Below are 25,167 nucleotides of genomic sequence, written 5' to 3' on the forward strand. Positions count from 1 at the left end.
ATCCGGTCCCCACGCGGCGGAGGTTCACCATGCTGCTCGACACACACGGCCGTACCGCCACGGACCTGCGCGTCTCGCTGACCGACCGGTGCAACCTGCGGTGCACCTACTGCATGCCGGAGGAAGGCCTGTCCTGGCTGGCCAGACCCGAGTTGCTCACCGACGACGAGATCGTCCGCCTCGTCCGCCTCGCCGTCACCGAACTGGGCATCACCGAGGTCAGGTTCACCGGCGGCGAGCCCCTGCTGCGGCCCGGCCTCGCCGGTATCGTCGCCCGCTGCGCCGCGCTCACGCCCCGGCCCCGCCTCTCCCTCACCACCAACGGCATCGGGCTCGAACGGACCGCCGCCGCCCTCGCGTCGGCGGGACTCGACCGGGTGAACGTCTCGCTCGACACCCTGGACCCCGACACGTTCCACCGCCTGACGCGCCGCCACCGGCACGGCGACGTCCTGCGCGGCCTCGCCGCCGCGCGCGCCGCGGGCCTCGCCCCCGTGAAGGTCAACTCCGTGCTCATGCCGGGGGTCAACGACGCCGAGGCCCCCGACCTGCTCGCCTGGGCCGTGGAGCACGGCTACGAACTGCGGTTCATCGAGCAGATGCCGCTGGACGCCCAGCACGGCTGGCAGCGCGCCGGCATGGTCACCGCCGACGACATCCTCACGTCGCTGCGCACCCGGTTCACCCTCACCCCGGAGGACACGGGGCGGCGCGGCTCCGCGCCCGCCGAGCGCTGGCTCGTGGACGGCGGTCCCCACCGCGTCGGCGTCATCGCGTCCGTCACCCGCCCGTTCTGCCGCGCCTGCGACCGCACCCGCCTCACGGCCGACGGCCAGGTCCGCAACTGCCTGTTCGCGCGCGAGGAGACCGACCTGCGCGGCGCCCTGCGCTCCGGCGCCGGCGACGCGGAGGTCGCCCGCCTGTGGCGGGCCGCGATGTGGGGCAAGAAGGCGGGCTCGGGGCTCGACGACCCGGCGTTCGTCCAGCCGGACCGCCCGATGTCAGCGATCGGCGGCTGACGCGGGGGGCCAGTCGGCGAGCGGGACGACGTCCTTCAGGAAGCCCCGCAGCCCGAGGAAGCGCGACAGATACTCACGGTGCTCCTCGCAGGCGACCCATGTCTTGCGGCGCTCGGGCGTGTGGAGCTTCGGGTTGTTCCACGCCAGCACCCACGCGGCGGCGTCCCGGCAGCCCTTCGCGGAGCAGACCACGCTGTCGTCGGCGGGCGCGTTCACCACGGATTCCTCTCTTCTCCCACCCATCGTGTCCGCACCGGGCGCACAAGCGCGGCGGGCGACGGGGGAAAAGGGCGACGCCGGGCAGCCACGGGGGGAGCCGCCCGGCGTCGGTCCGTCGCTCCGACGGGGGATACGGAGCGCCCTAGAAGTATGACATGCAATGCCCTCCCGGGCGCAGCCGAACGGCCCAATTGGTCCGACGGCATCCGTACTTCGGCCGCCGGACGGGTCAGTTCCGGTTGTGCAGGCCGGTGTCCTCCGGGGGCAGTGCGCTGCGTGAGGCGCCGGTCACGAAGGTGGACGGAAGCGACGGCACGTTCTCCCGCCCCGCGTTCGCGACGACCACCGCCACGTACGGCAGCAGCGCGCCCAGCACGAGCGTCACCACGGCGACGGGCCTGCTGACGTCCCACAGCACCACGGTCGCGATCACCGCGGCCGTCCTGACCAGCATGGAGATCACGTACCTCCGCTGCCGCCCGCGGACGTCCTCCGTCAGACCCTGCCTGGCCCCGGTGATCCGGAAGACCTCGGGACCCGCTTCCTTGTGTCCCGCTCGCTGCCCTGTGCGCACGATGCCTCACCACCCGCCTCCACGGTACGCCTGCGGTCCGGCGTTCAGTCGCGGACCCGGGCCAGCTTGCGCCCCGCCTTGAGGTACACCCCGTCCGGGGCCCCGCCGGGCCCGCCCGTGCGCTCGGCGACGACCTCGGCGAGCGGGCGCAGCGCGTCCTCCTCCGCCAGCGCCGCCGCCTGCTGGCCGTCCGCGGTCTCCAGCACGAGCCGCAGGCCGTTCTGTTTGGCCAGCCGCCGCGCGGCGGAGGCGCTCGGCGTGAAGTCGAGCACCTTGGTCAGCACCGTCGTCACCGTCTCCGCGCCGTGCTCCGCGAGCGACACCTCGGGCAGCGCCGTCACCTCGGTGAAGCTCCGCCGCGAGAACTGCGCGGCGAACGCGTCACGCGCCGCCATCGCCGCGTCCACGCCGTGCAGCGCCGTGACGATCTCCCCGGCCAGCACGCGCTTCAGGTCCATCGGGTGCAGCGTGCCGTCCGCGAGCCGCCCCGTGACGATCGCCACCTCGGCGTCCGTCCACTCGGTCAGCGTCCGCAGGTACGGGTCCATCAGCCGGTCCGGGATCGACATGACCTTGCCGAAGAGGTCCTCGGGCGAGGCCGAGAGCGCGATGTAGTTGCCCTTCGACTTGGACATCTTGGCACCGGACCCGTCGGTCCCCTCGATCAGCGGCATCGTGACGACGAGCTGCGGCGTCTGCCCGTAGATCTCCATCACGCGGCGGCCCATCTGGAGGTTGAGCAGCTGGTCCACGCCGCCCAGCTCCACGTCCGCCTCGATCTCGGCGGAGTCGATCGCCATCGCCACCGGGTAGATCAGCTCGGACATCGACAGCCCGTGCCCCGCGTCGAGCCGCTTCCTGAAGTCCTCGCGCTGGAGCAGCGCGGACGCCGACACCTGGGACAGGATGCCGATCAGCCGGGGCAGCGTGATCCCGGCGAGCCACTCGCTGTTGTGCCGGTAGCGCACCCGCCCGAAGTCGAAGAACGGCCGCACCTGGTCCCGGTAGCCGGCCAGGTTGCGGGCGATGTCCTCGTCGGTGAGCGGCGGGCGCTCGCTGGACCGGCCGCTCGGGTCGCCGATCTTCGCCGTGATGTCGCCGATGATCAGCGTCACGTCGTGCCCCATCCGCTGGAAGCGGCTGAGCACGATCATCGGCACGGTGTGCCCGAGGTGGACGTCGGCCGCCGTCGGGTCGATGCCGAGCTTCACGCACAGGCCCCGGCCCGCCGCCTGCGCGGCGGCGATGCGCTCGGCGAGGGCCTCGGCGGACGGCAGGACGTTCACCGTGCGGGCCGTGATCAGCTCGGCCTGCTCGCCCGCCGGGAGGTCCGCCAGGTCGAGCGAACGCCGCGCCCCGGTCTCCGCCAGTAGCTGCCGCACGGTGGTTTCTGAGGAGAGGTCCTGCGCGAGCAGCGCGGACGCGCGCTGCACGGATGCGCCGAGGCGTGTCACGTGGATCATCCCGGAGGTCGGAGGCGGGGAAGGGGCGGCGACCATCCTACGGGCCCGGCGCGTGCCGCCGCCGGGCCCGGACGGACGCCGCCCCCCGCCGCCGTCACACGCCGGGGCTCACCGAACTCATGTGGAACGCGGGCACGCGCAGCGCGGGCATCTCGACGCGCGGGAAGCTCTCGCCCCACTCCCGCGACAGCGTCCGCACGCGCGCGCTCGCCCCGGTCGCGCGCCCGAGCACGTCCAGGGGCGACTCGTTGAAGCGGAAGTTGTTCACCGCACCCGTCACCTCGCCGTTCTCGACCAGGTACACGCCGTCCCTGGTCAGGCCGGTGAGCAGCAGGTTCTTCGGATCGACCTCGCGGATGTACCACAGCGACGTGAGGAGCAGCCCGCGCTCCGTACCGGCGACCAGGTCGTCGAGCGTCCCGGTGCCGCCCGCGTCGAGCAGCAGGTTGCCCGGCACCGGCGCGACCGGCAGGTTCGTCACCTCCGCCGTGTGCCGGGTGGTGACCAGCCGCCGCAGCTCCCCGTCGGCGATCCACTCCGTGCGGCCGAGCGGCAGCCCGTTGTCGAAGACGGACGCCGCGGGCCCGAACGCGTCGGCCGACGAGCGCGCCACCACGAACGGGCTCGATGCCAGCCCCGGCGCCGCCGGGTCGCTCCACAGGGTGACGGGCAGCCCGGTCAGCCGCTCGCCGACGCGCGTCCCGCCGCCCGGAGCGCTGAAGACGGTGCGGCCGTCGTGCGCCTTCCGCCCGTCGGCCATCCAGTGCTGGTAGATCAGCAGGTCGGCCACCGAGGAGGGCGGCAGCAGCGTCTCGTACCGCCCGGCCGGGAGGTCCACGCGGCGCTCGGCCCACGCCAGGCGGCCGGCGAGCGCCTCGTCCAGCGCGCGCGGATCGACGTCCGTGAAGTCGTCGGTGGGGACGGTGACGAAGGCGGAACGCGTACGGGCGTGCGACTTGGCGTTCAGGTCCACGCTGCCGGCCGGCTGGTCGTGCCGCAGCCGCAGGCCGCTCGAGGTCCCCAGATAGGTGGAGACGACGGCGTGCTCGGCGTAGCCGAACAGCTCGCGGCCCGCCGCGGCGGCGCGGGCGAACGTCTCGCCGAGCGCGGGCGCGAAGGCGCCGAACACGGCGGGCGACGTCCGCGCGGGCGGCTCCGCGAAGCGCTGTCCGCCGGCCGCCGACGCCGCCGTCCCGGTGGGCAGCGGCCGCGCGTCCTCGGCGGCGGGGGAGCGGCGGGCGGCCTCCTCGGCGGCGCGCACCAGCGGTTCCAGGTCGTCGTCGGTGACGGCCGAGCGCGACACGACGCCCGCGGCCGTCCCGGTGGCGCCGTCCACGGTGGCGACGACGGTCAGGGACCTGCCCCGCGTGGCGCCGTTGGTCGTCAGCGCGTTGCCCGCCCAGCGGAGGTTGGCGGTGGACGTCTCGTCGGCGATGACGACCGTGCTGTCCGCCCGGGACAGCTCCAGGGCGCGCTCGACGGTCTCGTGGGGTGCGCGCGTACGGCTCATCGGCCCGCCTCCTGCGTGGTGTTGAGGACGTTGATCTGACGGAAGAGCGCCGAGGGGCAGCCGTGCGAGACGGCGGCGGTCTGGCCCGGCTGGGCCTTGCCGCACATGAACGAGCCGCCGAGCACGTACGTCTGCGGGCCGCCGACCGCCTCCATCGCGCCCCAGAAGTCGGTGGTCGTCGCCTGGTACGCGACGTCCCGCAGCTGCCCGGCCAGCTCGCCGTTCTCGATGCGGAAGAACCGCTGCCCGGTGAACTGGAAGTTGTAGCGCTGCATGTCGATGGACCACGACCCGTTGCCCTCGATGAAGATGCCGCGCTCCACCCGCGAGATCAGCCCGTCCGTGTCGGGGCCCTCCGGGTCCGGCCGCAGCGACACGTTGGCCATGCGCTGGAGCGGCACGTGCGCGGGCGAGTCGGCGAACGCGCAGCCGTTGGACCGCTCGTAGCCCGTCAGCGCGGCGGTGCGGCGGTCCGTCTGGTAGCCGACGAGCACGCCGTCGCGCACCAGGTCCCAGACCTGCGTCTCCACGCCGTCGTCGTCGTACCCGGTCGTCGCGAGGCCGTGCTCGGCGGTGCGGTCGCCGGTCACGTTCATCACCTCGGAGCCGTACTTCAGGCTGCCGAGCCGGTCGAAGGTCGCGAACGACGTGCCCGCGTACGCCGCCTCGTAGCCGAGCGCGCGGTCCAGCTCGGTGGCGTGGCCGATCGACTCGTGGATGGTGAGCCAGAGGTTCGACGGCGCGATCACCAGGTCGTAGGGGCCCGCCTCCACCGAGGGCGCCGCCATCTTCCCGGCCAGCAGGCCCGGGATGCGGTCCAGTTCGCCGTCCCAGTCCCAGCCGGTGCCGGTCAGGTACTCCCAGCCGCGCGCGGCGGGCGGGGCGAGGGTGCGCATCGTGTCGAACCGGCCGCCGTCGGGCGCGATGGACGTCGCCGTCAGCTCGGGCAGGACGCGGACGCGCTGCTGTGTCGTGACGGTGCCGGCGGTGTCGGCGTAGAACTTGTTCTCCTGCACGGCCCACAGGCGCGCGTCCACGTGGCTCACGCCCTCGCCCGCGAGCAGCCGCGCGCTCCAGTCGGCGAGCCGCCCGATCCGCTCCTCCTCGGGCACGTCGAACGGGTTCACCTCGTACGGCGAGATCCACGTCCGCTCGCCGTGCGACGGCTCGGGGGCCAGCTCCACGCGCTCGTCGGAACCGGCCGCCGCGATGATCCGGGCGGAGAGCTTCGCCATCTCGACCGCCTGGGACGCGACCCGGGCGGCGGCGTCCATCGTCATGTCGACACCGGCCGCGAAGCCCCAGGCGCCGCCGTGCACGACCCGTACCGCGAAGCCCGTCTCGGTCCTGTCCGCCGCCCCGGCCGGACGGGCGTCGCGCAGCAGCCAGTTGGCGCTGCGGACCCGTTCGAGGCGGAAGTCGGCGTGCTCGGCGCCCAGCGCGCGGGCCCGCGCGAGCGCGGCGTCGGCCAGCTGCCGCAGGGGGAGGGCGAGGAAGGACTCGTCGATCGTTCTGGGCACAATCTCTCCTGTCCGTGTGCCACCGCTGTCCGGGGCACGGCGCTGTCCCGGCGGGGCCCCACCCGATCATGCCTTCCGGCACGGTCGATGCCCAGGGTGGTCCCGGTCGGAGCCGCGCCGCTGTCACCGCCCGTAGCACACGCCGACGTGTAGGAACCCGACAGCTCGGCGACCGAGCGCCTGTCACGCCCCGCCCCCCGTCGGGCAGGTGGGGGAGGCTAGCGTTGTCCGGAGCATACGACGCAGAAAGAAGGTGCCACCTTGAGCCGCTCGGTTCTGGTCACCGGAGGCAATCGCGGCATCGGCCTGGCCATCGCCCGCGTACTGGCCGACTCGGGCGACAAGGTCGCCTTCACCTACCGGTCGGGCGAGCCCCCGGAGGAGCTCGTCGAACGGGGCTGCCTGCCCGTGCGGTGCGACATCACCGACACGGAACAGGTGGAGCAGGCATACAAAGAGATCGAGGCCGTGCACGGCAAGGTCGAGAGCCTGGTCGCCAACGCGGGCATCACGCGCGACCAGTTGATGCTGCGCATGTCGGACGAGGACTTCGACTCCGTCCTCCAGACCAACCTGACCGGCACGTTCCGCGTCGTGAAGGCCGCGTCCAAGGGCATGCTGCGGGCGCGGCGCGGCCGCATCGTCCTCATCTCGTCCGTCGTCGGCATGATGGGCTCGCCCGGCCAGGTCAACTACGCCGCCTCCAAGGCCGGTCTGATCGGCCTCGCCCGCTCCGTCGCCCGTGAGCTGGGCTCGCGCAACATCACCTGCAACGTCGTCGCGCCCGGCTGGGTGGACACCGAGATGTCCCAGGCCGTCAGCGAGGAGCGCCGGGCCACCGTCATGGCCGAGATCCCGCTCGGCCGCTACGCGCAGACCGAGGAAGTGGCCGCCGCCGTCCGCTTCCTGCTCTCCGACGAGGCCTCGTACATCACTGGAGCCGTCATCCCCGTTGACGGCGGATTGGGCATGGGTCACTGAACATGAGCGGACTTCTCGCCGGCAAGCGCATCCTCGTCACCGGGGTGCTCACCGAGTCCTCGATCGCCTTCCACACGGCGCGCCTCGCCCAGGAGGAGGGCGCCGAGGTCGTGCTGACCGGCTTCGGGCGCCTGAGCCTGGTCGAACGGATCGCGAAGCGGCTGCCCAAGCCGGTCCCGGTCATCGAGCTGGACGTGCAGAACCAGGAGCACCTGGCGGGCCTGGCAGGGAAGGTGGCCGAGCAGATCGGCGAGGGCATCGGCCTCGACGGCGTCGTCCACTCCATCGGCTTCGCCCCGCAGGACGCGCTCGGCGGCAACTTCCTCAACACCGAGTGGCCCTCGGTCGCGACGGCCGTCGAGGTCTCCGCGTACTCCCTCAAGTCCCTGACGATGGCGCTGCTCCCGCTGCTCGAACAGCGCGGCGGCTCGGTCGTCGGCATGGATTTCGACGCGCAGGTGGCCTGGCCGAAGTACGACTGGATGGGCGTCGCCAAGGCGGCCCTGGAGGCGACCTCGCGCTACCTGGCGCGCGACCTCGGCTCGCGGAACATCCGCGTCAACCTCGTCTCGGCCGGGCCGATCAAGTCGATCGCGGCCAAGTCGATCCCGGGCTTCGAGGAGCTGGCCGACGTGTGGGACACCCGTTCCCCCATCGGCTGGGACGTGACGGACCCGGAGCCCGCGGCCCGCGGCGTCGTGGCGCTGCTGTCCGACTGGTTCCCGAAGACGACGGGCGAGGTCGTCCACGTGGACGGCGGCGTGCACATGATGGGTGCCTGAGACCGCCCCCGTCCCCTGTCCTGCCCCCGGCGGCCACCGCGCCGCCGGGGGCGGCGGCATGTCAGCCGGCGGCCGCGACCGTGCGGCAGGACAGCGCGTACGAGCCCGCCGCCTCCTCGGCCGCCGCCGGGTCGGCCGCGCGCAGGGCCGTCAGCAGCCCCGAGTGGTCCGAGTAGGCGGCCGGGTGCAGCCGGTCGCCTACGTCGTGCCGCAGGAACGCGCGCACCACGCCGCCGAGATCCGCGTACAGCGCGGTCAGCACGTCGTTGTGCGACGCCTTGACGACGGCCATGTGGAACGTGGCGTCGGCCTCGATGAAACGCTCCGCCTCGCCCGCCTCCCACGCCGCCTCGCGCCGGGCGAGCAGCGTCTCCAGCTGCCGCAGCTCGCGCTCGGTGCGCCGCTCGGCCGCCAGCCGGGCGGCGCGGGCCTCCAGCGCGCTGCGCAGCTCGGCGACGTCGCGCGGCTCGGCGTCCTCGAAGCGCCGCAGCATCACCCCGGCCAGCTCGCTGGTGGCGGTCACATAGGTGCCGGAGCCCTGCCGGATGTCGAGCAGGCCGTTGTGGGCGAGGGCGCGGATCGCCTCGCGCACGGTGTTCCTGGCCACGCCGAGCCGCTCGACCAGCTCCGGCTCGGTCGGGATGCGCGAGCCGACGGGCCACTCGCCCGATGTGATCTGGTGGCGCAGCTGGTCGATCACCTGGTCGGCGAGCGCGGAGCGGCGTGGCGCGGTCAGTGACATGGCTCTCCCGGAAGGACGGCGAATCCCGCGGCGAGGATTCATCCCATGATTCTATGATGTTCTTCATGCAGCAGGCGAAGAACGACCGTACTCTTCCGACACCCTCCCCCGATCGGCCCGCGCCCAGCCCTGCGGGAACGGCGGCCCGCGGTGCCTCCTGGCTGCTCGCGGCCGGCCTGATGCTGACGGCGTTCAACCTCCGCCCCGCCGTGTCCAGCCTCAGCCCGGTGCTGGCCGAGGCCCGCGACGGACTCGGGATGAACGGCACGGTCGCCGGGGCGGTCACCGCCGTCCCCTCCCTCTGCTTCGCCGCCTTCGGCGTCACCGCGCCCCGGCTGGCCCGCCGCTTCGGCCCGTCCGCCGTCGTCACGGCAGGGCTGGCCGCCATCGCCGCGGGCCTCGTGCTGCGCTCCCTGGCGGGCGAGACCGCCCTGTTCCTCGCCGCGAGCACCCTCGCCCTCGCCGGCATCGCCGTGAACAACGTGCTGATGCCCGTCCTCACGAAGCGGTACTTCCCCGACCGCGTCGGCACCGTCACCGGCCTCTACTCGATGACGATGGCGGCCGGCACCGCCGTCGCCGCCGCCCTCACCATCCCGGTCACCCGCGCCACCGGCGACAACTGGCGCGTCGGCCTCGGGATATGGGCCTTCGCGGCGGTCGCCGCCATACCGCTGTGGACCCTCGCCGAACGCCGCCACCGCGCCGCGCGCACGCCCGCGCACGCCCCGGACCCCAGGCCCGCGCCCCCCGCCGCCGCCTACCGCGTCGCCCGCTCCCGCACCGCTTGGAGCCTCGCCGGATTCTTCGGCCTCCAGGCCACCGCCGCCTACGTCAGCATGGGCTGGGTCCCCCAGATCTTCCGCGACGCCGGGGTCCCCGCCGCCACCGCGGGCGTGCTCCTCGCCGTCGTCATGGCGATCGGCGCCCCGCTCGGCTTCGTCCTGCCGCGCGTCGCGACCCGCATGCGCAACCAGGGGCCGCTCACCGCCGTCCTCGGCCTGTGCGGCCTCGCCGGTTACGCCGGGCTGTGGATCGCCCCGGCGGGCGGCGCCTGGGCCTGGGCCGTCCTCCTCGGCCTGGCCAACACATCGTTCCCCGTCGCCCTGACCCTGATCGGCCTGCGCTCGCGCACGCCGGGGGGCGTCGCGCGCCTGTCGGCGTTCGCCCAGAGCACCGGCTACCTGATCTCCGTGCCGGGACCGCTCCTGGTCGGCACGCTCAACGAGGCGACGGGCAGCTGGCACGGCCCGCTGCTCCTCGTGTCCGCGCTGATGGCCGTCCAGATCGTGCTCGGCTTCGCCGCCGGACGGGACCGGTGCGTGGAGGACGGCGCCTGAGTGGGACACTGGGCCCATGCCAGCGCTCGACCCCAACCCCACCGGCGGCCAGCGGAAGCTGCTGCTCGTCCTCGGCGCCATGCTGGGGATCACCGTCGTCATCGCCGTGATCGCGACCATCGCCTCGCCCTGACCGCGCCGCCTCCGCCGCGCCGCCCGGCCCGATGGTGGGGCCTTCCCCACCATCCCCTAGGGGGCCAGGTTCAGGGGCGACTGGGTGGCTCACCGGATGGGCCCCGCGCCCCGCGGCCCATAGGTTCGTCATGACGCTCCTGGGAGCGTCCGGGGGACCACCCCGCGTACGACCCGACGCGACCGCATGGAGGCGACCTGCGTCATGTCCGTCCCGGCAGCAGACCACCCGACCGACACGGAGATACGACTGCGCCGCCGCGCCCTGGTGCTCCCGGCACTCGCGTTCGCCGCCCTGCTGGTGCTCCTCGTCACCGGCGCCGACGCCCAGGCCGCCCCCTCGCTCCAGCCCGCCGCCGAACTGCTGCACCACCTCCACGAGGCGCTGGCACCGTGAGCCGCCGTCCTCCCCGATCACCGCTCGCCACCAGGCACTTCCATGGGAAGCTGGGATCATGAGCGCCGACAGCCCCCGCAGGATCGTCCTCCTCCGCCACGCCAAGGCCGACTGGCCAGACGTGGCCGACCACGACCGGCCGCTCGCCGAGCGGGGCCGCAAGGACGCGCCGACCGCCGGACGGTGGCTCGCCGGTGCGGGCGTCCACCCCGGCCTCGCCCTCTGCTCGACGGCCGTCCGCGCCCGCGAGACCTGGAAGCTGGTCGCCCCCGAACTGCCCGAGCGCCCCAGGACCACCTACGAGGACCGGCTCTACGAGGCGTCCGTCGGCGAGCTGATCGCCGTCGTGAACGGCGTGGACGACGCCGTGCGGGACCTCCTGCTCATCGGCCACAACCCCGGCGTCCACGGCCTCGCCGACGCCCTCACCGGCCAGGCCGAGGGCGACACCCTGACCCGCATGAACCGCTCCGGCTACCCCACCTGCGGCCTCGCCGTCCTCACGTTCACCGGCGGCTGGAAGTCCGTCGAGCACGGCGTCGCCCGCCTCGTCGCCTTCTGGGCCCCGCACGCCTGACCGCGCCGGGTCCTGCCACCCTGGACCGCATGACCGACACGCCGGGCAGGCTGCTCCGCCTGCTCGCCCTCCTCCAGAACGCCCGCCCCTGGCCGGGACCGCTCCTGGCCGAGCGCCTCGGCGTCAGCGAGCGCACCGTCCGCCGGGACATCGACCGCCTCCGCGACCTCGGCTACCCCGTCCTCGCCGACCGCGGCTCCACCGGCGGCTACCGCCTCACCGCCGGAACCGCCATGCCCCCGCTGCTCCTGGACGACGACGAGACCGTCGCCATCGCCGTCGGCCTGCGCACCGCCGCCACCGGGCCCGTCACCGGCATCACCGACAGCTCCACGCGTGCCCTGGCCAAGCTCGAACAGGTCCTCCCCGCCCGGCTGCGCCCCGCCGTACGCGCCTACCAGCAGGCGACCCTCCCCGCCACCGGCGAGCTGAGCACCCCCACCGCACCCGTCGCCGCCGACGTCCTCACCACCCTGGCCACCGCCTGCCGCGACACCGAACGGCTCCGCTTCCACTACGCCCCCCGCACCGGCGACCCCGCACCCCGCCACACCGAACCGCACCGCCTCGTCGGCGACGGCCGCCGCTGGTACCTCGTCGCCTGGGACCTCGACCGCGACGGCTGGCGCACCTTCCGCGCCGACCGCATCACCCGGCCGCTGCGCACCGGCGTCCGCGTACCACCCCGTACGCTGCCCGCCCCCGACGCCGCCCGGTACGTGACCGAGTCCATCGCGGGCCACCGCGCCCGCCACCAGGCCACCCTCACGCTGCACGCCCCGCTCGCCACGGCCACCGTCGCACTGCCGCCCGGCACCGGCGAGCTGACCCCCCTCGACGCCGGACGCACCCTGCTGACCACCGGCGGCGACGCCCTGGACTGGCTGGCCTGCCGCATCGCCCTGATCGACCTCGACTACGAGGTCCACGGCCCGCCCGAGCTGATCGCCCTCCTCGCCCGCATGGGCCGCCGGATCGCCCGCGGCACCGCGCCCGCCGTCAGACCGACCGCAGCCCCGCCGCCACCGGACCGCCCTGCGCGTCGGCCGCCTCGACCTCCTCGCGGGTGATCCCCAGCAGGTACAGCACGGTGTCGAGGAACGGCACCGACACCGCCGTGTGCGCCGCCTCCCGCACGACGGGCTTCGCGTTGAACGCCACGCCGAGCCCGGCCGCGTTCAGCATGTCCAGGTCGTTCGCCCCGTCGCCGATCGCCACCGTCCGCGACAGCGGCACACCCGCCTCCGCCGCGAACCGCCGCAGCAGCCGCGCCTTCCCCGCCCGGTCCACGATCTCGCCCGTCACGCGCCCGGTCAGCCGCCCGTCCACGATCTCCAGCGTGTTGGCGGCGGCGAAGTCGAGCCCGAGCCGGTCCGCCAGCGAGTCCGTCACCTGCGTGAACCCGCCCGACACCACGCCCACCTGGCAGCCGAGCCGCTTCAGCGTCCGGATCAGCGTCCGCGCGCCCGGCGTCAGCCGCACCTGTCCGCGCACCTTGTCCACCACCGACGCGTCGAGGCCCGCCAGCAGCGCCACCCGCGCGTGCAGCGACTGCTCGAAGTCCAGCTCCCCGCGCATGGCGGCGGCCGTGACCTCCGCGACCTGCTCCTCGCACCCCGCGTGGGCCGCGAACAGCTCGATCACCTCGTCCTGGATCAGCGTCGAGTCCACGTCCATCACGACCAGCCGCGGCGCACGCCGCGCCAGCCCCGACGCCACGACGGCGACGTCCACCGAACGGGCCGCCGCCTCCCTCGCCAGCGCCGTGCGCAGCTCCTCGGTCCCCACGCCCGACACCGCGAACTCCACGGCCGTCACCGGGTACTTCGCCAGCCGCGAGATCCGGTCGATGTTCGCGCCCGCCCCGGCGATCCGCGCCGCTATGGCGGCCGTCGTGTCGGCGGTCAGCGGCGCGCCCAGCACCGTCACATGGGAACGGCCCGCACCTCGCGACGGGTTGTCGCCCGTGCCGGAGAGGATCTCGGCCTGCATCCCGTGCTCCTCGGCCCACGTGTGGACGGTGGCCCGCAGCCCGCCCTCCGTGCCCGTGCCGACGGCCGGCGCGCTGACCAGCGCGCACAGCACGATCCTGCCCCGGGTGACGACCTGCTCGATGTCGATCACGTCGACCGCGAAGGCCGCCAGGGTCTCGAAGAGGCCGGCCGTCAGCCCCGGCCGGTCCTTGCCGAAGATCTTCACCAGCAGGGTGGGCGTGTCCGCGCGGGCACTGCCCCCGGCGGTCGTGTGCGCAGAGAACATGGTGGTCCCACGGTAGCCGCTCCCCGCGCCCGCGACCCGCCGGGGCGGCCCTCGCGCTGCGGGAACGTCACGGCCCGGCCCACGCTTCGCACCAGCTTCGTGACTTCCGGGGGTCGGCTTCCCGATCATGGTCCGTGCCTGGAATAGTTCCGACCCACGACAACCATCCCTTGACCTCCGGTCGGAGGTTGCTCGGGGGACGACATTTGGGGCATGGAGTGCCGGAACTCGTACTCGAATTGAACGGACGGACCTGGAACCTGGACGCGTCCAGGTCCTACACGCTGGGGCGCGACCCCCAGGCGGACATGGTCCTCCAGGACACCCGCGTCTCATGGCGCCACGCCATCGTCCGCTGGACCGGACAGGCCTGGACGCTGGAGGACCCGGGCAGCACCAACGGCACGTACGTCAACGGCCAGCGCGTCCAGTTCGTACCGCTCACCCCGGGCACCGTGGTGCACCTGGGCAACGCGAGCGACGGACCGCGGCTCACCGCGTCCGCTCCCGCCGTCATAGCGGGCTCACAGCAGCCCCCGCAGTACCAGCCGCAGCCGCAGCAGCCGCCCTACGGCGCCGGCGGCCTCGCCGCCCAGGCCCCGGGCACCCCGCCGCCGCATCAGGCACCCGCCCAGCCGCAGTACCAGCAACCGCAGTACACCCCGCAGGCCCAGGCGGTCCCGCCCCAGCGCCCCGCGCAGGACCCCGGCGGCTACGCCCCCGACCGCGGCGCGACCAGCCTGCACCAGCTCGCCATAGGCAAGGTCACCCGTATCGGCCGCGCCCTGGAGAACGAACTCGTCGTCTCCGACCTCCAGGTGTCCCGGCTCCACGCCGAGTTCCTCGCCCAGCCGGACGGCCGCTTCGAGATCCACGACCTCGGCAGCCACAACGGCACGTTCGTCAACGGCCAGCGCTTGGAGAAGAACGGCCGCCGCGCCATCGGCCCGCAGGACACCGTCGGCATCGGCCACTCGACGTTCCGCCTGGTCGGCAACCAGCTCCAGGAGTTCGTCGACACCGGCGAGGTCTCCTTCTCCGCCCGCCACCTCACCGTGCAGGTCAACGGCGGCAAGCTCACGATCCTCAACGACGTGTCGTTCGGCGTCCCCGAGAAGTCCCTCGTCGGCGTCATCGGCCCGTCGGGCTCCGGCAAGTCCACCCTGCTGCGCGCCCTCACCGGCTACCGCCCCGCCACCTACGGCGAGGTCCTCTACGACGGCCGCAACCTGTACACGCACTTCGCCGAGCTGCGCAACCGCATCGGCCTCGTCCCCCAGGACGACATCCTCCACACCGCCCTGCCCATCCGGCAGGCGCTGCGGCTGGCCGCCAAGCTCCGCTTCCCCGGCGACGTCGCCGAGGCCGAGCGCAACGCCCGCGTCGAGGAGGTCCTCGCCGAGCTGAAGCTGACCCACCACGCCACCAAGCGGATCTCCTCCCTCTCCGGCGGCCAGCGCAAGCGCGTCTCCGTCGCCCTCGAACTGCTCACCAAGCCGTCGCTGATCTTCCTGGACGAGCCCACCTCGGGACTCGACCCCGGCATGGACCGGGACGTCATGCAGCTCCTGCGCGGCATGGCGGACGACGGCCGCACCGTCCTCGTCGTCACCCACTCGGTCGCCGAGCTGGACCTGTGCGACCGCGTCCTCGTCATGGCGCCCGGCGGCGGCGTCTCCTACTTCGGCCCGCCCAAGGAAGCGCTCAACTTCTTCGGCTACGAGACCTGGGCCGACGTCTTCTCCGCCTTCGAGAACTACCGCGACTACGACTGGATGGGCCGCTGGCGCGGCTCGCAGCACTACCAGATGTACGCCGCCGAGTCCGACGCGGGACCGGCCCAGCCGCCGCAGCAGATGGCGCCCCCGCAGATGGCCGCGATGGGCCAGCAGCAGAAGGCGCAGACCTGGGGCTCGCAGGTCTGGACCCTCATGCGGCGCTACGCCGCCGTCATCTTCGCCGACCGCGGCTTCCTCGGCCTCAGCCTCGCGCTGCCCATCGTCCTCGGCCTGGTCAGCGCCGTCATCCCCGCCGACCACGGCCTCGGCCCCGGCCCGCTCGACCGGCAGGGCCGCAACGGCGACGCGAGCATCATCCTGCTCGTCCTCGTCGTCGGCATGTGCTTCACCGGCGCGGCCAACTCCGTCCGCGAGCTGATCAAGGAACGCGTCATCTACGAACGGGAACGGGCCGTCGGCCTCTCCCGCTCCGCCTACCTCATGTCGAAGGTCTTCGTCCTCGGCATCGTCACGGTCGTCCAGGCCGCCATCCTCGCCGCCATCGGCTTCGCCCCCCGCGACATGCCCACCGACGGCGTGATCCTCGACGGCTCGCCCGCCCTGGAGATGACCCTCGTCCTGATGGCCCTGGGCTGCACGTCGATGATGATCGGCCTCGTCATCTCCGCGCTGGTGCGCACCTCCGAGATGACGATGCCGCTGCTGGTCATGATCTCCGTCGTCCAGCTCGTCTTCACCGGCGCGCTCTTCAAGGTCCACGGCACCCTGGGCGTCGAGCAGATCGCCTGGCTCATGCCGTCCCGCTGGGCCCTCGCGGGCGTCGGCTCCACGGCGTACCTCAACGACCTCAGCGCGTCCCCCGAGTCCCCGGACCCCGACCCGCTGTGGGACCACGAGGCGGGCATCTGGCTGCTCGACGTCCTCATGCTCGGCGTCCTGGCGGCGATCTGCGGCTACTTCGTCATGAAGTTCCTGCGCCGCCACGAGCCCGAGGTCATGCGCAACTGACCTCCCTCGCCCCACTGACTCCCGCACCACGGTGGCGGGCATCCCGTACGCAGATGCCCGCCACCCGCGCGTTCCCCCTGCTCCGGCCCTACGCCCAGCGCCCTACGCGGCCCCTGCGCCCGCCCGATCCCGCCACCGCCCCGACGCGTTACGGTCGGTGCATGGCCCCCCGTACCGGACTGGCCGCCGTCAGCGCCGCGCTCCTCGCGATGAACCGCACCCTCGAAGTGCGGGACGTGCTCCAGACCATCGTCAGCAGCGCGCGCGACCTCCTCGGCGCCCGCTACGCCGCCCTCGGCATCCCCGACGGCAACGGGGGCTTCGCCCAGTTCCTCGTGGACGGCGTCAGCGACCGCCAGTGGAAGGCCATCGGCCCCCTCCCGCGCCAGCACGGCATCCTCGCCGCCATGCTCACGTCCGCCACCCCCGTACGCCTCGCCGACGTCCGCCTCGACCCGCGCTTCGGGGGATGGCCGTCCGCCCACCCCGAGATGTCCGACTTCCTCGGCATGCCCATCACGGACGACGGCGAAGTCCTCGGCGCACTCTTCTTGGCAGGGAAACAGAGGGGCCTGGCAGGAAACCAGAGAGGCCCGGCAGGGAAGCGGAGCGCCCGCCCGGCGCCCGCCCCCGCCGACGGCTGCGCCTTCACCGCCGAGGACGAGGACCTCCTCAGCCTCCTCGCCGAACACGCCGCCATCGCCCTGACCAACGCCCGCCTCTACGAGCGCAGCCGCGAGCTGACCATCGCCGACGAACGCGCCCGCATCGCCCACGAACTGCACGACGCCGTCTCCCAGAAGCTCTTCTCCCTCCGCCTCACCGCCCAGGCCGCCACCGCCCTCCTGGACCGCGACCCCGCCCGCGCGCGCAGCGAGCTGGGCCAGATCGCGGAGCTGGCCGCCGAGGCCGCCGAGGAACTGCGCGCCGCCGTCATCGAGCTGCGCCCCGCGGCCCTGGATGAGGACGGCCTCCTCGCCACGCTCCGCGCCCAGGTCAACGTCCTCGACCGCGCGCACCCGGCCCGCGTCACCCTCAGCTGCCAGGAGCCCCGCGCCCTGCCCGCCGCCCAGGAGGAGGCCCTGCTGCGGGTCGCCCAGGAGGCCCTGCACAACGCGCTGCGGCACGCGGCGCCCACCCTCGTCGAGGTCTCCCTCTGCCGCCGCGGCGGCGCCACCGTCCTGCGCGTCGCGGACGACGGCACCGGCTTCGACCCCGAAGCCGTACGGGCGCGGGGCCGCCACCTCGGCCTCGTGTCCATGCGCGACCGTGCCGCCGCGGTCGGCGGCACCCTGACAGTCAGGTCGGCCCCCGGCGCGGGCTGCGTCATCGAGATGGAGGTGCCGGGTGGCTGACCTGGCGAAGGTGATCCGCGTCCTCGTGGTGGACGACCACCAGGTCGTGCGCCGCGGTCTGCGCACGTTCCTGGAGATCCAGGACGACATCGAGGTCGTCGGCGAGGCCGCCGACGGCCCGGCCGCCGTGGCGTGCGCGGAGGAGCTGCGCCCCGACGTCGTCCTGATGGACGTGAAGATGCCGGGCGGCGACGGCATCGAGGCCCTGCGCAGGCTGCGCGAGCTGGACAACCCCGCCCGCGTCCTCGTCGTCACGAGCTTCGCCGAGCAGCGCACCGTCGTGCCCGCCCTCCGCGCGGGGGCGGCCGGGTACGTGCAGAAGGACATCGACCCGGACGCGCTGGCCGGCGCCATCAGGTCCGTGCACGCGGGGCACGTCCTGCTGGAGCCCGGCATCGCCGCCGCGCTGCTCGCCCAGGAGTCCCAGGGCGGCGGCACCCGGGCGGGCGCGCTGACCGAACGGGAGACGGAGGTGCTCGGCCTCATCGCGCGGGGCCGCTCCAACCGCGAGATCGCCCGCGCGCTCGTCCTGTCCGAGAAGACCGTCAAGACGCACGTGTCGAACATCCTGATGAAGCTGGACCTCGCCGACCGCACCCAGGCGGCGCTGTGGGCCGTACGCCACGGTCTGTCCGACTGATCCCCGCCCCGGCGGGGCAGCACGCCGTTACCCCATTCGGCCCTGTCCCACCAAACCCAGGAGCCCCTCCGGGCTGAGATTCATACGGTCGTGTGGATGTCACCCGTACGGCGCATCCTCCCGGGCGTGGCGCCGTTCTCCATGGCGAGCCGCGGCGGCTGGCCGCGGCGAACGTGCGAGGAAGGTCAAGAGAAGTGAAGAACCTGAAGAAGGCCGCCGCCGTCACCCTGATGGTCGGCGGGATCGCCGCCACCGCCTCCGGCGTCGCCTCCGCCGCCTCCGACGCCACCGGCGCGGCCGTGGCCTCCCCGGGCGTCGTGGCGGGCAACGAGGTCCAGGTCCCGGTGCACGTCCCGGTCAACGCCACCGGCAACTCCGTGAACGTCATCGGTGTCCTCAACCCGGTGTTCGGCAACCACAGCGTCAACTTCTGACGGACGCCGCCTCGGACGCGTTGGGCCGATCGTGCGTAACGAGCCCCGAGCCCGTGCCGTGCCTTCGGCCCGCGCGTTGTGCAACACGTGACTCCGTGCCCAAGGAGTCGCGCGCACAGCAACGTCCAAGAGGAGCACAACCCATGAACACTGCCAAGAAGGCCGCCCTCGTGCTGGCCGCCGCCGGTGCCGCCATCGGTGCCGGCGCGGGTTCCGCCGCCGCCGACGCGGAAGCTGCCGGCAAGGCGGTGAAGTCCCCGGGTGTCATCTCCGGGAACGTCATCCAGGTCCCGGTCGAGATCGCCCCGAACGTCGTGGGCAACTCCATCAACGTCATCGGGATCCTGAACCCCGCGTTCGGCAACGTCGGCGTCATCGACTGACCTCGTCACGACGGACGACACGACGCAGCCGACAGGCAGCTGACACGAAGGCCCCCCGGACCCAGGTCCGAGGGGCCTTCCCCGTCCCCGCCCCGTCAGCCCCGCTAATCCCGCTGCCGCTCCCACGACTCCGCGTACGCGTTGTACGCCGCCACCCGCGCCCGCCGCGCCGCCCGCTCCACCGGCCGCAGCAACCGGTCCCGCTCCGCGATCTGCCCCGCGCTCACCGCACCCGGCGCCATCCCGTCCGGCTCCACCGCGATCGCCACCAGCGCACCGACCCGCTGCGCCAGTTCGAGCACCCGCACCGCGCGCACCGGATAGCCAGGCGCCAGCACCTGGCGCCCCCGCTCCATCCGCGCCCGGTACGCCGCCAGCCGCGCCTGCGCCACCGGCCCCGCCCCCGCCACGTCAAGACGCGCCAGCGCCTCCGTCGCGTCCCGCAGCACCTCGGCCAGCTCCCGTTCCGCCTCGCCGAGCGACGGCACGTCGGCCCCGGGCGCCTGCCGCACCGGCAGACACCGCCACACCACCTCGGTCAGCACGTCACCGGCGGGCCCCGCCTCCTTCACCTCGGGCACGAGACCCAGCGGGGCGCCCGACGCGAGCACGGCCTCCCCGGCCGCGAGCGCCGCCGCGTTGAACTCCGGCGGCCCGCTCAGCCCCAGCGGATGCCCCGGCGCCGGCAGCGCGATCCGCAGCCCGTACACCCCCTGGGCCCGCATCCGGCCGAGCGCGAGCGTCAGCCCGACGGGCCCCTCCTCGCCCGGCAGGCCGACGACGCGGTGCACCGTGTCGTCGCCCACCGCGCGTGACGCGGCGTCGTCGGGCGCCACCTGTCCGGCGAACAGCGCATTGCCCCAGGCGGCGAGCCGCCCCGCACGAGGTTCGATGAGCATGCCCTCTACCTTAGAGAAGAATGCCCAACAACCCTCCTGACGACAGGGCGCGGGAGGCGGTGGCGTAGGTTTTGACTGACAGCGACTGCAAGGGGAGAGACCGCGCGCATGAGCGATGTACTGGAGCTGGTGGACGTATCCGTGGTCCGCGACGGCCGGCCCCTGGTCGAGAAGGTCTCCTGGTCGGTCGCCGAGGGCGAACGCTGGGTCATCCTGGGCCCCAACGGCGCGGGCAAGACCACGCTGCTCAACGTGGCGTCCAGCTACCTCTACCCCACCTCGGGCAGCGTCCGCATCCTCGGTGAGGAGATGGGGCACGTCGACGTGTTCGAGCTGCGCCCCCGCATCGGCATGGCGAGCAGCGCGCTCGCCGACAAGCTCTCCCGCCGCGCCACCGTCCTGCAGACCGTCCTCACCGCCGCCTACGGCATGACCGTCGGCTGGCAGGAGAGCTACGACGAGATGGACGAACGCCGCGCCCGCGCGTTCCTCGACCGGCTCGGCATGAGCGGCCACCTCGACCGCAAGTTCGGCACCCTCTCGGAGGGCGAGCGCAAGCGCACCCAGATCGCCCGCGCCCTGATGACCGACCCGGAACTCCTCCTGCTCGACGAGCCCGCCGCCGGACTCGACCTCGGCGGCCGCGAGGACCTCGTCCGCCGCCTCGGCCGCCTCGCGCGCGACCCGTACGCCCCGTCGATGATCATGGTCACGCACCACGTCGAGGAGATCGCGCCCGGCTTCACGCACGTCCTGCTCGTCCGCCAGGGGCAGCTGCTGAACGCGGGCCCGCTGGAGACGACCCTCACCTCGGCCAATCTCTCGCACTGCTTCGGCCTGCCCCTCGTCGTCGAACGCCAGGGCGACCGCTGGACCGCCCGCGGCCTGCCGCTCGGCTGACCCCCGCCCGTTCACCTCGGGCTCGTCCCGGTCCGTCCCGGGACGAGCCCTGTTCGCGACGCGGTCACCCGCTCTACCATGACCCCGTGGACTTCTGGGTGTGGTGGCTCGTCGCCGCCGGCGGATTCGCGATCGTCCTCGTCCTGACCGCCATGCCCGAGCTGGGCATGCTCGCCGCCGGTGCCGTCGCCGGTGCCCTCGCCGCGGGGGTCACCGACAGCATCGCCGTGCAGGTGGTCGTCTTCGCCGTCGTCTCGACGGCCCTGATCCTCGTCGTCCAGCCCATCGCCCGCCGCGCGCGCGGCGGTTCCCCCGCGCTCAGCAGCGGAGTGGACGCCCTCATCGGCAGGACCGCGGTCGTCCTGGTGCGCGTCACCGGCAGCGGAGGCCGCGTCAGACTCGCGGGCGAGGAGTGGTCGGCCCGCGCGCTCGGCGAGGACGACGTCTACGAACCGGGGAGTCAGGTCAGCGTAGTTGAGATCGACGGGGCCACCGCCGTCGTGATGTGATGGACCGGTCACTTCATCGACAATCATCCCAACTCATCTAGACGCAGGGGGAGTACACGATGGGACCCATCATCATCGTGCTGGTGGTCCTGGTGGTGCTGGTCGTCATCGCGCTCGTCCAGACCATCCAGGTCATCCAGCAGGCGAGCGCGGCCATCGTCGAACGCTTCGGCCGTTACACCAGGACGCTGAACGCGGGCCTCAACATCGTCGTCCCGTTCATCGACCGCATCCGCAACCGCATCGACCTGCGCGAGCAGGTCGTCCCGTTCCCGCCCCAGCCGGTGATCACGCAGGACAACCTCGTCGTCAACATCGACACGGTCATCTACTACCAGGTGACCGACGCGCGCGCCGCGACCTACGAGGTGTCCAACTACATCCAGGCCATCGAGCAGCTGACCGTCACCACCCTGCGCAACATCATCGGCGGCATGGACCTGGAGCGCACCCTCACCTCCCGCGAGGAGATCAACGCGGCCCTGCGCGGCGTCCTCGACGAGGCCACCGGCAAGTGGGGCATCCGCGTCAACCGCGTCGAGCTGAAGGCGATCGAGCCGCCCACCTCCATCCAGGACTCGATGGAGAAGCAGATGCGCGCCGACCGCGACAAGCGCGCCGCCATCCTCCAGGCCGAGGGTGTCCGGCAGTCCGAGATCCTCCAGGCCGAGGGCGCCAAGCAGTCGGAGATCCTGCGCGCCGAGGGTGACGCCCGCGCCGCCGCGCTCCGCGCCGAGGGCGAGGCCCAGGCCATCCGCACGGTCTTCGAGGCCATCCACGCGGGCGACGCCGACCAGAAGCTCCTCTCCTACCAGTACGTCCAGATGCTCCCGAAGATCGCCGAGGGCGACGCGAACAAGCTCTGGATCGTGCCGAGCGAGCTCGGCGACGCCCTCAAGGGCCTCGGCGGCAACATCGGCCGCTTCACCAACCCGGGCGGCAACGGCGACGGGTCCGGCGGGAACGGCGACGGCCCCAGCCTCGACAAGCCCCCGACGCGCGAGCAGCCCCGCATCGAGTGACGGCGCCCCTGCCGCCGCACATCACGACGCCCGCCCCTCCCGTGCAGGAAGGGGCGGGCGTCGTCATGCGCGGTGCGCCCCGCCGGCCCGCCTACGCCGAGGCCGCGCCCTCGGTCGCGAGCAGCCAGTCCGGCAGCGCGTCCCCGTCACGCGCGCCGACCGCCAGCAGCAGCGCCGCCGCCGGAGTCGGCTCGAACGGCTGCGTGAGCAGCCGCATCCCCGCCTGGACGGGCGTGCGGTTCGCCTTCCGCTGGTTGTCCTCCGAGCACGCGGCCACCGTGTTCAGCCACGTGTCCCCGCCCCCCTGCGAACGCGGCACGACATGGTCGATCGTGGTCGCACGCCGCCCGCAGTACGCGCACCGGTGCCGGTCCCTGACCAGGACACCGCGCCTCGACCACGGGGCCCGTTGTCGGAACGGCACCTTGACGTACCGCCGCAGTCTGATCACCTGCGGCACCGGCAGGTCCACCGCCGCCGCGCGCACCCGCAGACCGGGATGCGCCTGCTCCACCACCACCTTGTGCTGGACGACCAGCACCACCGCACGACGCAGCGACACCGTCGTCAGCGGCTCGTACGTCGCGTTGAGCACCAGGGTCTGCCGCACCCCGCCCACCTCCCGTTCCCTCCCCGCCCCGGCGGCGGCTGGCACCACTGTCCCCCCGCCGAGCAGGCCCGACAATGCATTTTGCGCGCGGAGAACCACGCACAGGAGAGCTACCCGCCCGCGCAGCGGAACAGAGAGGCGAACAGAAGGTGACGCGTGACCGTTACGGGCCCGACACGGTCCCGCGGTCAGTCCCCGGCCGGGACCTCGTACTCGCCCACGAGCTGGGCGCGCGCGACGGTGTGGAAGCGCAGGTTGAAGCCGACGAACGCGGGGGACGCGTCCTGGTCGGGACCGAGCCGCTCGCTGTCCACGGCGTAGACCGTGAAGACATAGCGGTGCGGCCCGTCCCCGGGCGGCGGCGCGGCGCCCCCGAAGTCGCGCGTCCCGTAGTCGTTGCGCGCGTGCACGGCGCCGGGCGGCAGGGCCGCGAAGTCGCCGCTCCCCGCACCGGCGGGCAGCTCGGTCACCGTCGCGGGGATGTCGAACACCACCCAGTGCCAGAACCCGCTGCCGGTCGGCGCGTCCGGGTCGAAGCAGGTCACCGCGAAGCTCTTCGTCTCCGGCGGGAAGCCGGACCAGCGCAGCTGCGGCGACACGTTCCCCGCCGCGTACACCTGCGCGTCCTTCAGCCGCGCGCCCTCCCTGACGTCGTCGCTCTCCACCGTGAACGCGGGCACCGGCGGGTGGAAGTCATGGGGAAGGGGACGCCTCCGTGGATCGGACATTACGGACCTCCTCGTCGCGTGGCGCTGTCTCCCGGCTAGCCTAGTCAGCCGCCCGCCCCCTTGATCGTCCGATCGTCCGGAGACACCGCACCCGTGAAGCGCACCACCCCGGCCGGCGCACCCGACCCGGCCACGCCCCTGCCGCGCGCGTTCTTCGACCGGCCCGTCCTCGACGTCGCGCCGGACCTCCTCGGGCGCGTGCTCGTCAGGACGACACCCGAGGGCGAGATGCGGCTGCGCCTCACCGAGGTGGAGGCCTACGCGGGCGAGATCGACCCGGGAAGCCACGCCTACCGCGGACGGACATCCCGCAACGCGACGATGTACGGGCCTCCCGGCCACGTCTACGTCTACTTCACCTACGGCATGTGGCACTGCATGAACCTGGTCTGCGGACCCGAGGGGCACGCGAGCGGGGTCCTGCTGCGGGCCGGGGAGATGGTGGAGGGCGCGGACCTGGCCCGCGCGCGGCGGGTGTCGGCCCGTAGGGACGCCGAGTTGGCGAAGGGGCCGGCCCGTCTGGCGACGGCCCTGGGCGTGGACCGGCTCCTGGACGGCTCGGATGCCTGCGGGGACGACCCGGCCTCGCCGTTCCGCGTCCTGACGGGAACTCCCGTGCGGCCGCGGCAGGTCAGCGCCGGTCCGCGCACCGGCGTGGGCGGTGAAGGGGCCGCCCATCCCTGGCGGTTCTGGATCGCCGGGGACAGCACCGTCAGCCCCTACCGCGCGCACCAGCCGCGCCGCCGGCCGACGAGACTTGACGCCGCCGCCGGGGAGTCGTAACGTAGGTCGAGTCGCCTGGAGCGGGACACAGCGGAAAGCGGTCGTCAAGACCCTCCGCCAGTATCCGGCAGGCGACAACACCTCAGCAGAAAACCTCCCCGACCGGGCCTTTTCGTGGTCCCCGGAAGTAATTCCGGGTGCTCTGAAATCCACCGGCCGGGACCGGATTAGGAAATGATCCGGGGGTCCGCTAAGGTGGTGAACACCGAAGGGAAGCGCCCGGAGAGGCCTGAGAGGGTCTTGAAGGAAGCGTCCGTTCCTTGAGAACTCAACAGCGTGCCAAAAGTCAATGCCAATTGTTTGATTGATATGCACCCCGACTGATTCCTGGGGTGCTGCGAGAATCGACTCGCGTGAGAGACATTCACGGAGAGTTTGATCCTGGCTCAGGACGAACGCTGGCGGCGTGCTTAACACATGCAAGTCGAACGATGATCCGGTTTCGGCCGGTGATTAGTGGCGAACGGGTGAGTAACACGTGGGTAATCTGCCCTGCACTCTGGGATAAGCTCGGGAAACTGGGTCTAATACCGGATATGACCAGGAATCGCATGGTTTCTGGTGGAAAGCTTTTGCGGTGTGGGATGGGCCCGCGGCCTATCAGCTTGTTGGTGGGGTGATGGCCTACCAAGGCGACGACGG

Annotated in this window: 27 protein-coding genes and 1 rRNA gene; 18 read left to right on the top strand and 10 right to left on the bottom strand. The window is 73.0% G+C overall.

The features are described 5' to 3' along the window. Nucleotides 1-29: 29 nt before the first annotated feature. Nucleotides 30-1,019 (top strand): GTP 3',8-cyclase MoaA, encoded by a 990-nt coding sequence (gene moaA / locus ACIBPC_RS06720; RefSeq protein ID WP_398841712.1) that lies wholly within the window; start codon nucleotides 30-32, stop codon nucleotides 1,017-1,019. Here the strand turns inward: moaA and ACIBPC_RS06725 are convergent. From ACIBPC_RS06725 to ACIBPC_RS06745, 5 genes are all read right to left on the bottom strand, one after another. Then, nucleotides 1,002-1,262, bottom strand: a complete 261-nt coding sequence (locus tag ACIBPC_RS06725) for a hypothetical protein (RefSeq protein ID WP_362966587.1) — start codon at nucleotides 1,260-1,262, stop codon at nucleotides 1,002-1,004. The two genes, moaA and ACIBPC_RS06725, sit on opposite strands and share 18 nt — an antisense overlap. Before the next feature lie 205 nt (nucleotides 1,263-1,467). Next, on the bottom strand, nucleotides 1,468-1,812 hold the full coding sequence (locus tag ACIBPC_RS06730) for a DUF3099 domain-containing protein (protein WP_362966585.1): 345 nt from the start codon (nucleotides 1,810-1,812) through the stop codon (nucleotides 1,468-1,470). Nucleotides 1,813-1,856: 44 nt separating this feature from the next. Continuing rightward, nucleotides 1,857-3,266: a tyrosine--tRNA ligase gene (tyrS, locus tag ACIBPC_RS06735; protein ID WP_398841795.1), complete on the bottom strand. Its 1,410-nt coding sequence runs from the start codon at nucleotides 3,264-3,266 to the stop codon at nucleotides 1,857-1,859. A gap of 103 nt (nucleotides 3,267-3,369) precedes the next feature. Further along, nucleotides 3,370-4,785, bottom strand: coding sequence for a metallopeptidase TldD-related protein (locus tag ACIBPC_RS06740; protein ID WP_398841714.1), 1,416 nt, complete (start codon nucleotides 4,783-4,785; stop codon nucleotides 3,370-3,372). Continuing rightward, on the bottom strand, nucleotides 4,782-6,305 hold the full coding sequence (locus ACIBPC_RS06745) for a TldD/PmbA family protein (RefSeq protein ID WP_362966581.1): 1,524 nt from the start codon (nucleotides 6,303-6,305) through the stop codon (nucleotides 4,782-4,784). Before ACIBPC_RS06745 ends, ACIBPC_RS06740 begins: the two co-directional genes overlap by 4 nt. 261 nt (nucleotides 6,306-6,566) lie before the next feature. On the opposite strand from ACIBPC_RS06745, the gene fabG reads away from it, so the two are divergent. Both fabG and fabI read left to right on the top strand, forming a co-directional pair. Next, nucleotides 6,567-7,286: a 3-oxoacyl-[acyl-carrier-protein] reductase gene (gene fabG, locus ACIBPC_RS06750; protein ID WP_362966579.1), complete on the top strand. Its 720-nt coding sequence runs from the start codon at nucleotides 6,567-6,569 to the stop codon at nucleotides 7,284-7,286. Between the two features lie 2 nt (nucleotides 7,287-7,288). Then, entirely contained in the window at nucleotides 7,289-8,068 is a 780-nt protein-coding gene (gene fabI / locus ACIBPC_RS06755) for an enoyl-ACP reductase FabI (RefSeq protein ID WP_398841717.1), read from the top strand. Between the two features lie 61 nt (nucleotides 8,069-8,129). Here the strand turns inward: fabI and ACIBPC_RS06760 are convergent, their stop codons facing one another. Further along, nucleotides 8,130-8,810 carry an FCD domain-containing protein gene (locus ACIBPC_RS06760; RefSeq protein ID WP_362966575.1) on the bottom strand — a complete coding sequence of 227 codons (681 nt, stop codon included), beginning with the start codon at nucleotides 8,808-8,810 and terminating at the stop codon, nucleotides 8,130-8,132. A 65-nt stretch (nucleotides 8,811-8,875) separates the two neighbouring features. On the opposite strand from ACIBPC_RS06760, the gene ACIBPC_RS06765 reads away from it, so the two are divergent. The 5 genes from ACIBPC_RS06765 to ACIBPC_RS06785 all read left to right on the top strand — a co-directional run bounded on the left by ACIBPC_RS06765 (nucleotide 8,876) and on the right by ACIBPC_RS06785 (nucleotide 12,326). Then, a complete protein-coding gene (locus ACIBPC_RS06765; RefSeq protein ID WP_398841719.1) occupies nucleotides 8,876-10,150 on the top strand; it encodes a CynX/NimT family MFS transporter in 1,275 nt (424 codons plus the stop codon). 16 nt (nucleotides 10,151-10,166) lie between these two features. Next, the gene (locus tag ACIBPC_RS06770) at nucleotides 10,167-10,283 is read left to right on the top strand and encodes an SGM_5486 family transporter-associated protein (protein ID WP_362966571.1); all 117 of its coding nucleotides are present in this window, start codon (nucleotides 10,167-10,169) and stop codon (nucleotides 10,281-10,283) included. Between the two features lie 204 nt (nucleotides 10,284-10,487). Continuing rightward, entirely contained in the window at nucleotides 10,488-10,679 is a 192-nt protein-coding gene (locus tag ACIBPC_RS06775; protein WP_362966568.1) for a hypothetical protein, read from the top strand. A gap of 58 nt (nucleotides 10,680-10,737) precedes the next feature. Further along, the gene (locus tag ACIBPC_RS06780) at nucleotides 10,738-11,256 is read left to right on the top strand and encodes a histidine phosphatase family protein (protein WP_362966566.1); all 519 of its coding nucleotides are present in this window, start codon (nucleotides 10,738-10,740) and stop codon (nucleotides 11,254-11,256) included. A 29-nt stretch (nucleotides 11,257-11,285) separates the two neighbouring features. Then, a complete protein-coding gene (locus ACIBPC_RS06785; RefSeq protein WP_398841721.1) occupies nucleotides 11,286-12,326 on the top strand; it encodes a helix-turn-helix transcriptional regulator in 1,041 nt (346 codons plus the stop codon). Here the strand turns inward: ACIBPC_RS06785 and serB are convergent. Next, on the bottom strand, nucleotides 12,256-13,515 hold the full coding sequence (gene serB / locus ACIBPC_RS06790; protein WP_362966562.1) for a phosphoserine phosphatase SerB: 1,260 nt from the start codon (nucleotides 13,513-13,515) through the stop codon (nucleotides 12,256-12,258). The two genes, ACIBPC_RS06785 and serB, sit on opposite strands and share 71 nt — an antisense overlap. A 218-nt stretch (nucleotides 13,516-13,733) precedes the next feature. On the opposite strand from serB, the gene ACIBPC_RS06795 reads away from it, so the two are divergent. From ACIBPC_RS06795 to ACIBPC_RS06815, 5 genes are all read left to right on the top strand, one after another. Further along, nucleotides 13,734-16,262 carry an FHA domain-containing protein gene (locus ACIBPC_RS06795; protein WP_398841723.1) on the top strand — a complete coding sequence of 843 codons (2,529 nt, stop codon included), beginning with the start codon at nucleotides 13,734-13,736 and terminating at the stop codon, nucleotides 16,260-16,262. Between the two features lie 161 nt (nucleotides 16,263-16,423). Beyond that, nucleotides 16,424-17,617, top strand: a complete 1,194-nt coding sequence (locus ACIBPC_RS06800) for a GAF domain-containing sensor histidine kinase (protein WP_398841725.1) — start codon at nucleotides 16,424-16,426, stop codon at nucleotides 17,615-17,617. 1 nt (nucleotide 17,618) lies between these two features. Then, nucleotides 17,619-18,257 carry a response regulator transcription factor gene (locus ACIBPC_RS06805; protein ID WP_362966705.1) on the top strand — a complete coding sequence of 213 codons (639 nt, stop codon included), beginning with the start codon at nucleotides 17,619-17,621 and terminating at the stop codon, nucleotides 18,255-18,257. A 194-nt stretch (nucleotides 18,258-18,451) separates the two neighbouring features. Beyond that, nucleotides 18,452-18,691 carry a chaplin gene (locus ACIBPC_RS06810; protein WP_362966556.1) on the top strand — a complete coding sequence of 80 codons (240 nt, stop codon included), beginning with the start codon at nucleotides 18,452-18,454 and terminating at the stop codon, nucleotides 18,689-18,691. Nucleotides 18,692-18,834: 143 nt separating this feature from the next. Further along, nucleotides 18,835-19,074: a chaplin gene (locus tag ACIBPC_RS06815; RefSeq protein WP_362966554.1), complete on the top strand. Its 240-nt coding sequence runs from the start codon at nucleotides 18,835-18,837 to the stop codon at nucleotides 19,072-19,074. Nucleotides 19,075-19,178: 104 nt separating this feature from the next. Here the strand turns inward: ACIBPC_RS06815 and ACIBPC_RS06820 are convergent, their stop codons facing one another. Next, entirely contained in the window at nucleotides 19,179-19,973 is a 795-nt protein-coding gene (locus ACIBPC_RS06820) for a hypothetical protein (protein ID WP_362966552.1), read from the bottom strand. Between the two features lie 108 nt (nucleotides 19,974-20,081). On the opposite strand from ACIBPC_RS06820, the gene ACIBPC_RS06825 reads away from it, so the two are divergent. The 3 genes from ACIBPC_RS06825 to ACIBPC_RS06835 all read left to right on the top strand — a co-directional run bounded on the left by ACIBPC_RS06825 (nucleotide 20,082) and on the right by ACIBPC_RS06835 (nucleotide 22,404). Continuing rightward, nucleotides 20,082-20,873 carry an ABC transporter ATP-binding protein gene (locus ACIBPC_RS06825; RefSeq protein WP_362966550.1) on the top strand — a complete coding sequence of 264 codons (792 nt, stop codon included), beginning with the start codon at nucleotides 20,082-20,084 and terminating at the stop codon, nucleotides 20,871-20,873. An 86-nt stretch (nucleotides 20,874-20,959) separates the two neighbouring features. Beyond that, complete coding sequence (locus ACIBPC_RS06830) at nucleotides 20,960-21,382, top strand: NfeD family protein (RefSeq protein ID WP_362966548.1); 423 nt, start codon at nucleotides 20,960-20,962, stop codon at nucleotides 21,380-21,382. Nucleotides 21,383-21,441: 59 nt separating this feature from the next. Next, entirely contained in the window at nucleotides 21,442-22,404 is a 963-nt protein-coding gene (locus ACIBPC_RS06835) for an SPFH domain-containing protein (protein WP_362966546.1), read from the top strand. 91 nt (nucleotides 22,405-22,495) lie between these two features. Here ACIBPC_RS06835 and ACIBPC_RS06840 read toward each other — a convergent pair whose 3' ends face one another. After that, nucleotides 22,496-23,014: an HNH endonuclease gene (locus ACIBPC_RS06840; protein ID WP_362966544.1), complete on the bottom strand. Its 519-nt coding sequence runs from the start codon at nucleotides 23,012-23,014 to the stop codon at nucleotides 22,496-22,498. 188 nt (nucleotides 23,015-23,202) lie between these two features. Then, nucleotides 23,203-23,742, bottom strand: a complete 540-nt coding sequence (locus ACIBPC_RS06845; protein ID WP_362966542.1) for a YbhB/YbcL family Raf kinase inhibitor-like protein — start codon at nucleotides 23,740-23,742, stop codon at nucleotides 23,203-23,205. 93 nt (nucleotides 23,743-23,835) lie between these two features. Between ACIBPC_RS06845 and ACIBPC_RS06850 the strand changes: the two genes are divergently transcribed. Then, nucleotides 23,836-24,525, top strand: a complete 690-nt coding sequence (locus tag ACIBPC_RS06850) for a DNA-3-methyladenine glycosylase (RefSeq protein ID WP_398841729.1) — start codon at nucleotides 23,836-23,838, stop codon at nucleotides 24,523-24,525. A 363-nt stretch (nucleotides 24,526-24,888) separates the two neighbouring features. Continuing rightward, nucleotides 24,889-25,167 (top strand): 16S ribosomal RNA (locus tag ACIBPC_RS06855); the annotation flags it as partial.

Source organism: Streptomyces sp. NPDC049879 (genome assembly GCF_044461265.1).
Lineage (GTDB): Bacteria > Actinomycetota > Actinomycetes > Streptomycetales > Streptomycetaceae > Streptomyces.

Excerpts from the sequence above, each read along its gene's own strand:
- fabI (WP_398841717.1), top strand. The coding sequence starts at position 7,289 with ATGAGCGGACTTCTCGCCGGCAAGCGCATCCTCGTCACCGGGGTGCTC.
- ACIBPC_RS06775 (WP_362966568.1), top strand. The coding sequence starts at position 10,488 with ATGTCCGTCCCGGCAGCAGACCACCCGACCGACACGGAGATACGACTG.
- ACIBPC_RS06765 (WP_398841719.1), top strand. The coding sequence starts at position 8,876 with ATGCAGCAGGCGAAGAACGACCGTACTCTTCCGACACCCTCCCCCGAT.
- serB (WP_362966562.1), bottom strand. The coding sequence starts at position 13,515 with ATGTTCTCTGCGCACACGACCGCCGGGGGCAGTGCCCGCGCGGACACG.
- ACIBPC_RS06770 (WP_362966571.1), top strand. The coding sequence starts at position 10,167 with ATGCCAGCGCTCGACCCCAACCCCACCGGCGGCCAGCGGAAGCTGCTG.
- ACIBPC_RS06845 (WP_362966542.1), bottom strand. The coding sequence starts at position 23,742 with ATGTCCGATCCACGGAGGCGTCCCCTTCCCCATGACTTCCACCCGCCG.
- ACIBPC_RS06800 (WP_398841725.1), top strand. The coding sequence starts at position 16,424 with ATGGCCCCCCGTACCGGACTGGCCGCCGTCAGCGCCGCGCTCCTCGCG.
- ACIBPC_RS06815 (WP_362966554.1), top strand. The coding sequence starts at position 18,835 with ATGAACACTGCCAAGAAGGCCGCCCTCGTGCTGGCCGCCGCCGGTGCC.
- ACIBPC_RS06835 (WP_362966546.1), top strand. The coding sequence starts at position 21,442 with ATGGGACCCATCATCATCGTGCTGGTGGTCCTGGTGGTGCTGGTCGTC.
- ACIBPC_RS06740 (WP_398841714.1), bottom strand. The coding sequence starts at position 4,785 with ATGAGCCGTACGCGCGCACCCCACGAGACCGTCGAGCGCGCCCTGGAG.
- ACIBPC_RS06725 (WP_362966587.1), bottom strand. The coding sequence starts at position 1,262 with ATGGGTGGGAGAAGAGAGGAATCCGTGGTGAACGCGCCCGCCGACGAC.
- moaA (WP_398841712.1), top strand. The coding sequence starts at position 30 with ATGCTGCTCGACACACACGGCCGTACCGCCACGGACCTGCGCGTCTCG.
- ACIBPC_RS06825 (WP_362966550.1), top strand. The coding sequence starts at position 20,082 with ATGAGCGATGTACTGGAGCTGGTGGACGTATCCGTGGTCCGCGACGGC.
- ACIBPC_RS06820 (WP_362966552.1), bottom strand. The coding sequence starts at position 19,973 with ATGCTCATCGAACCTCGTGCGGGGCGGCTCGCCGCCTGGGGCAATGCG.
- ACIBPC_RS06760 (WP_362966575.1), bottom strand. The coding sequence starts at position 8,810 with ATGTCACTGACCGCGCCACGCCGCTCCGCGCTCGCCGACCAGGTGATC.
- ACIBPC_RS06785 (WP_398841721.1), top strand. The coding sequence starts at position 11,286 with ATGACCGACACGCCGGGCAGGCTGCTCCGCCTGCTCGCCCTCCTCCAG.
- ACIBPC_RS06780 (WP_362966566.1), top strand. The coding sequence starts at position 10,738 with ATGAGCGCCGACAGCCCCCGCAGGATCGTCCTCCTCCGCCACGCCAAG.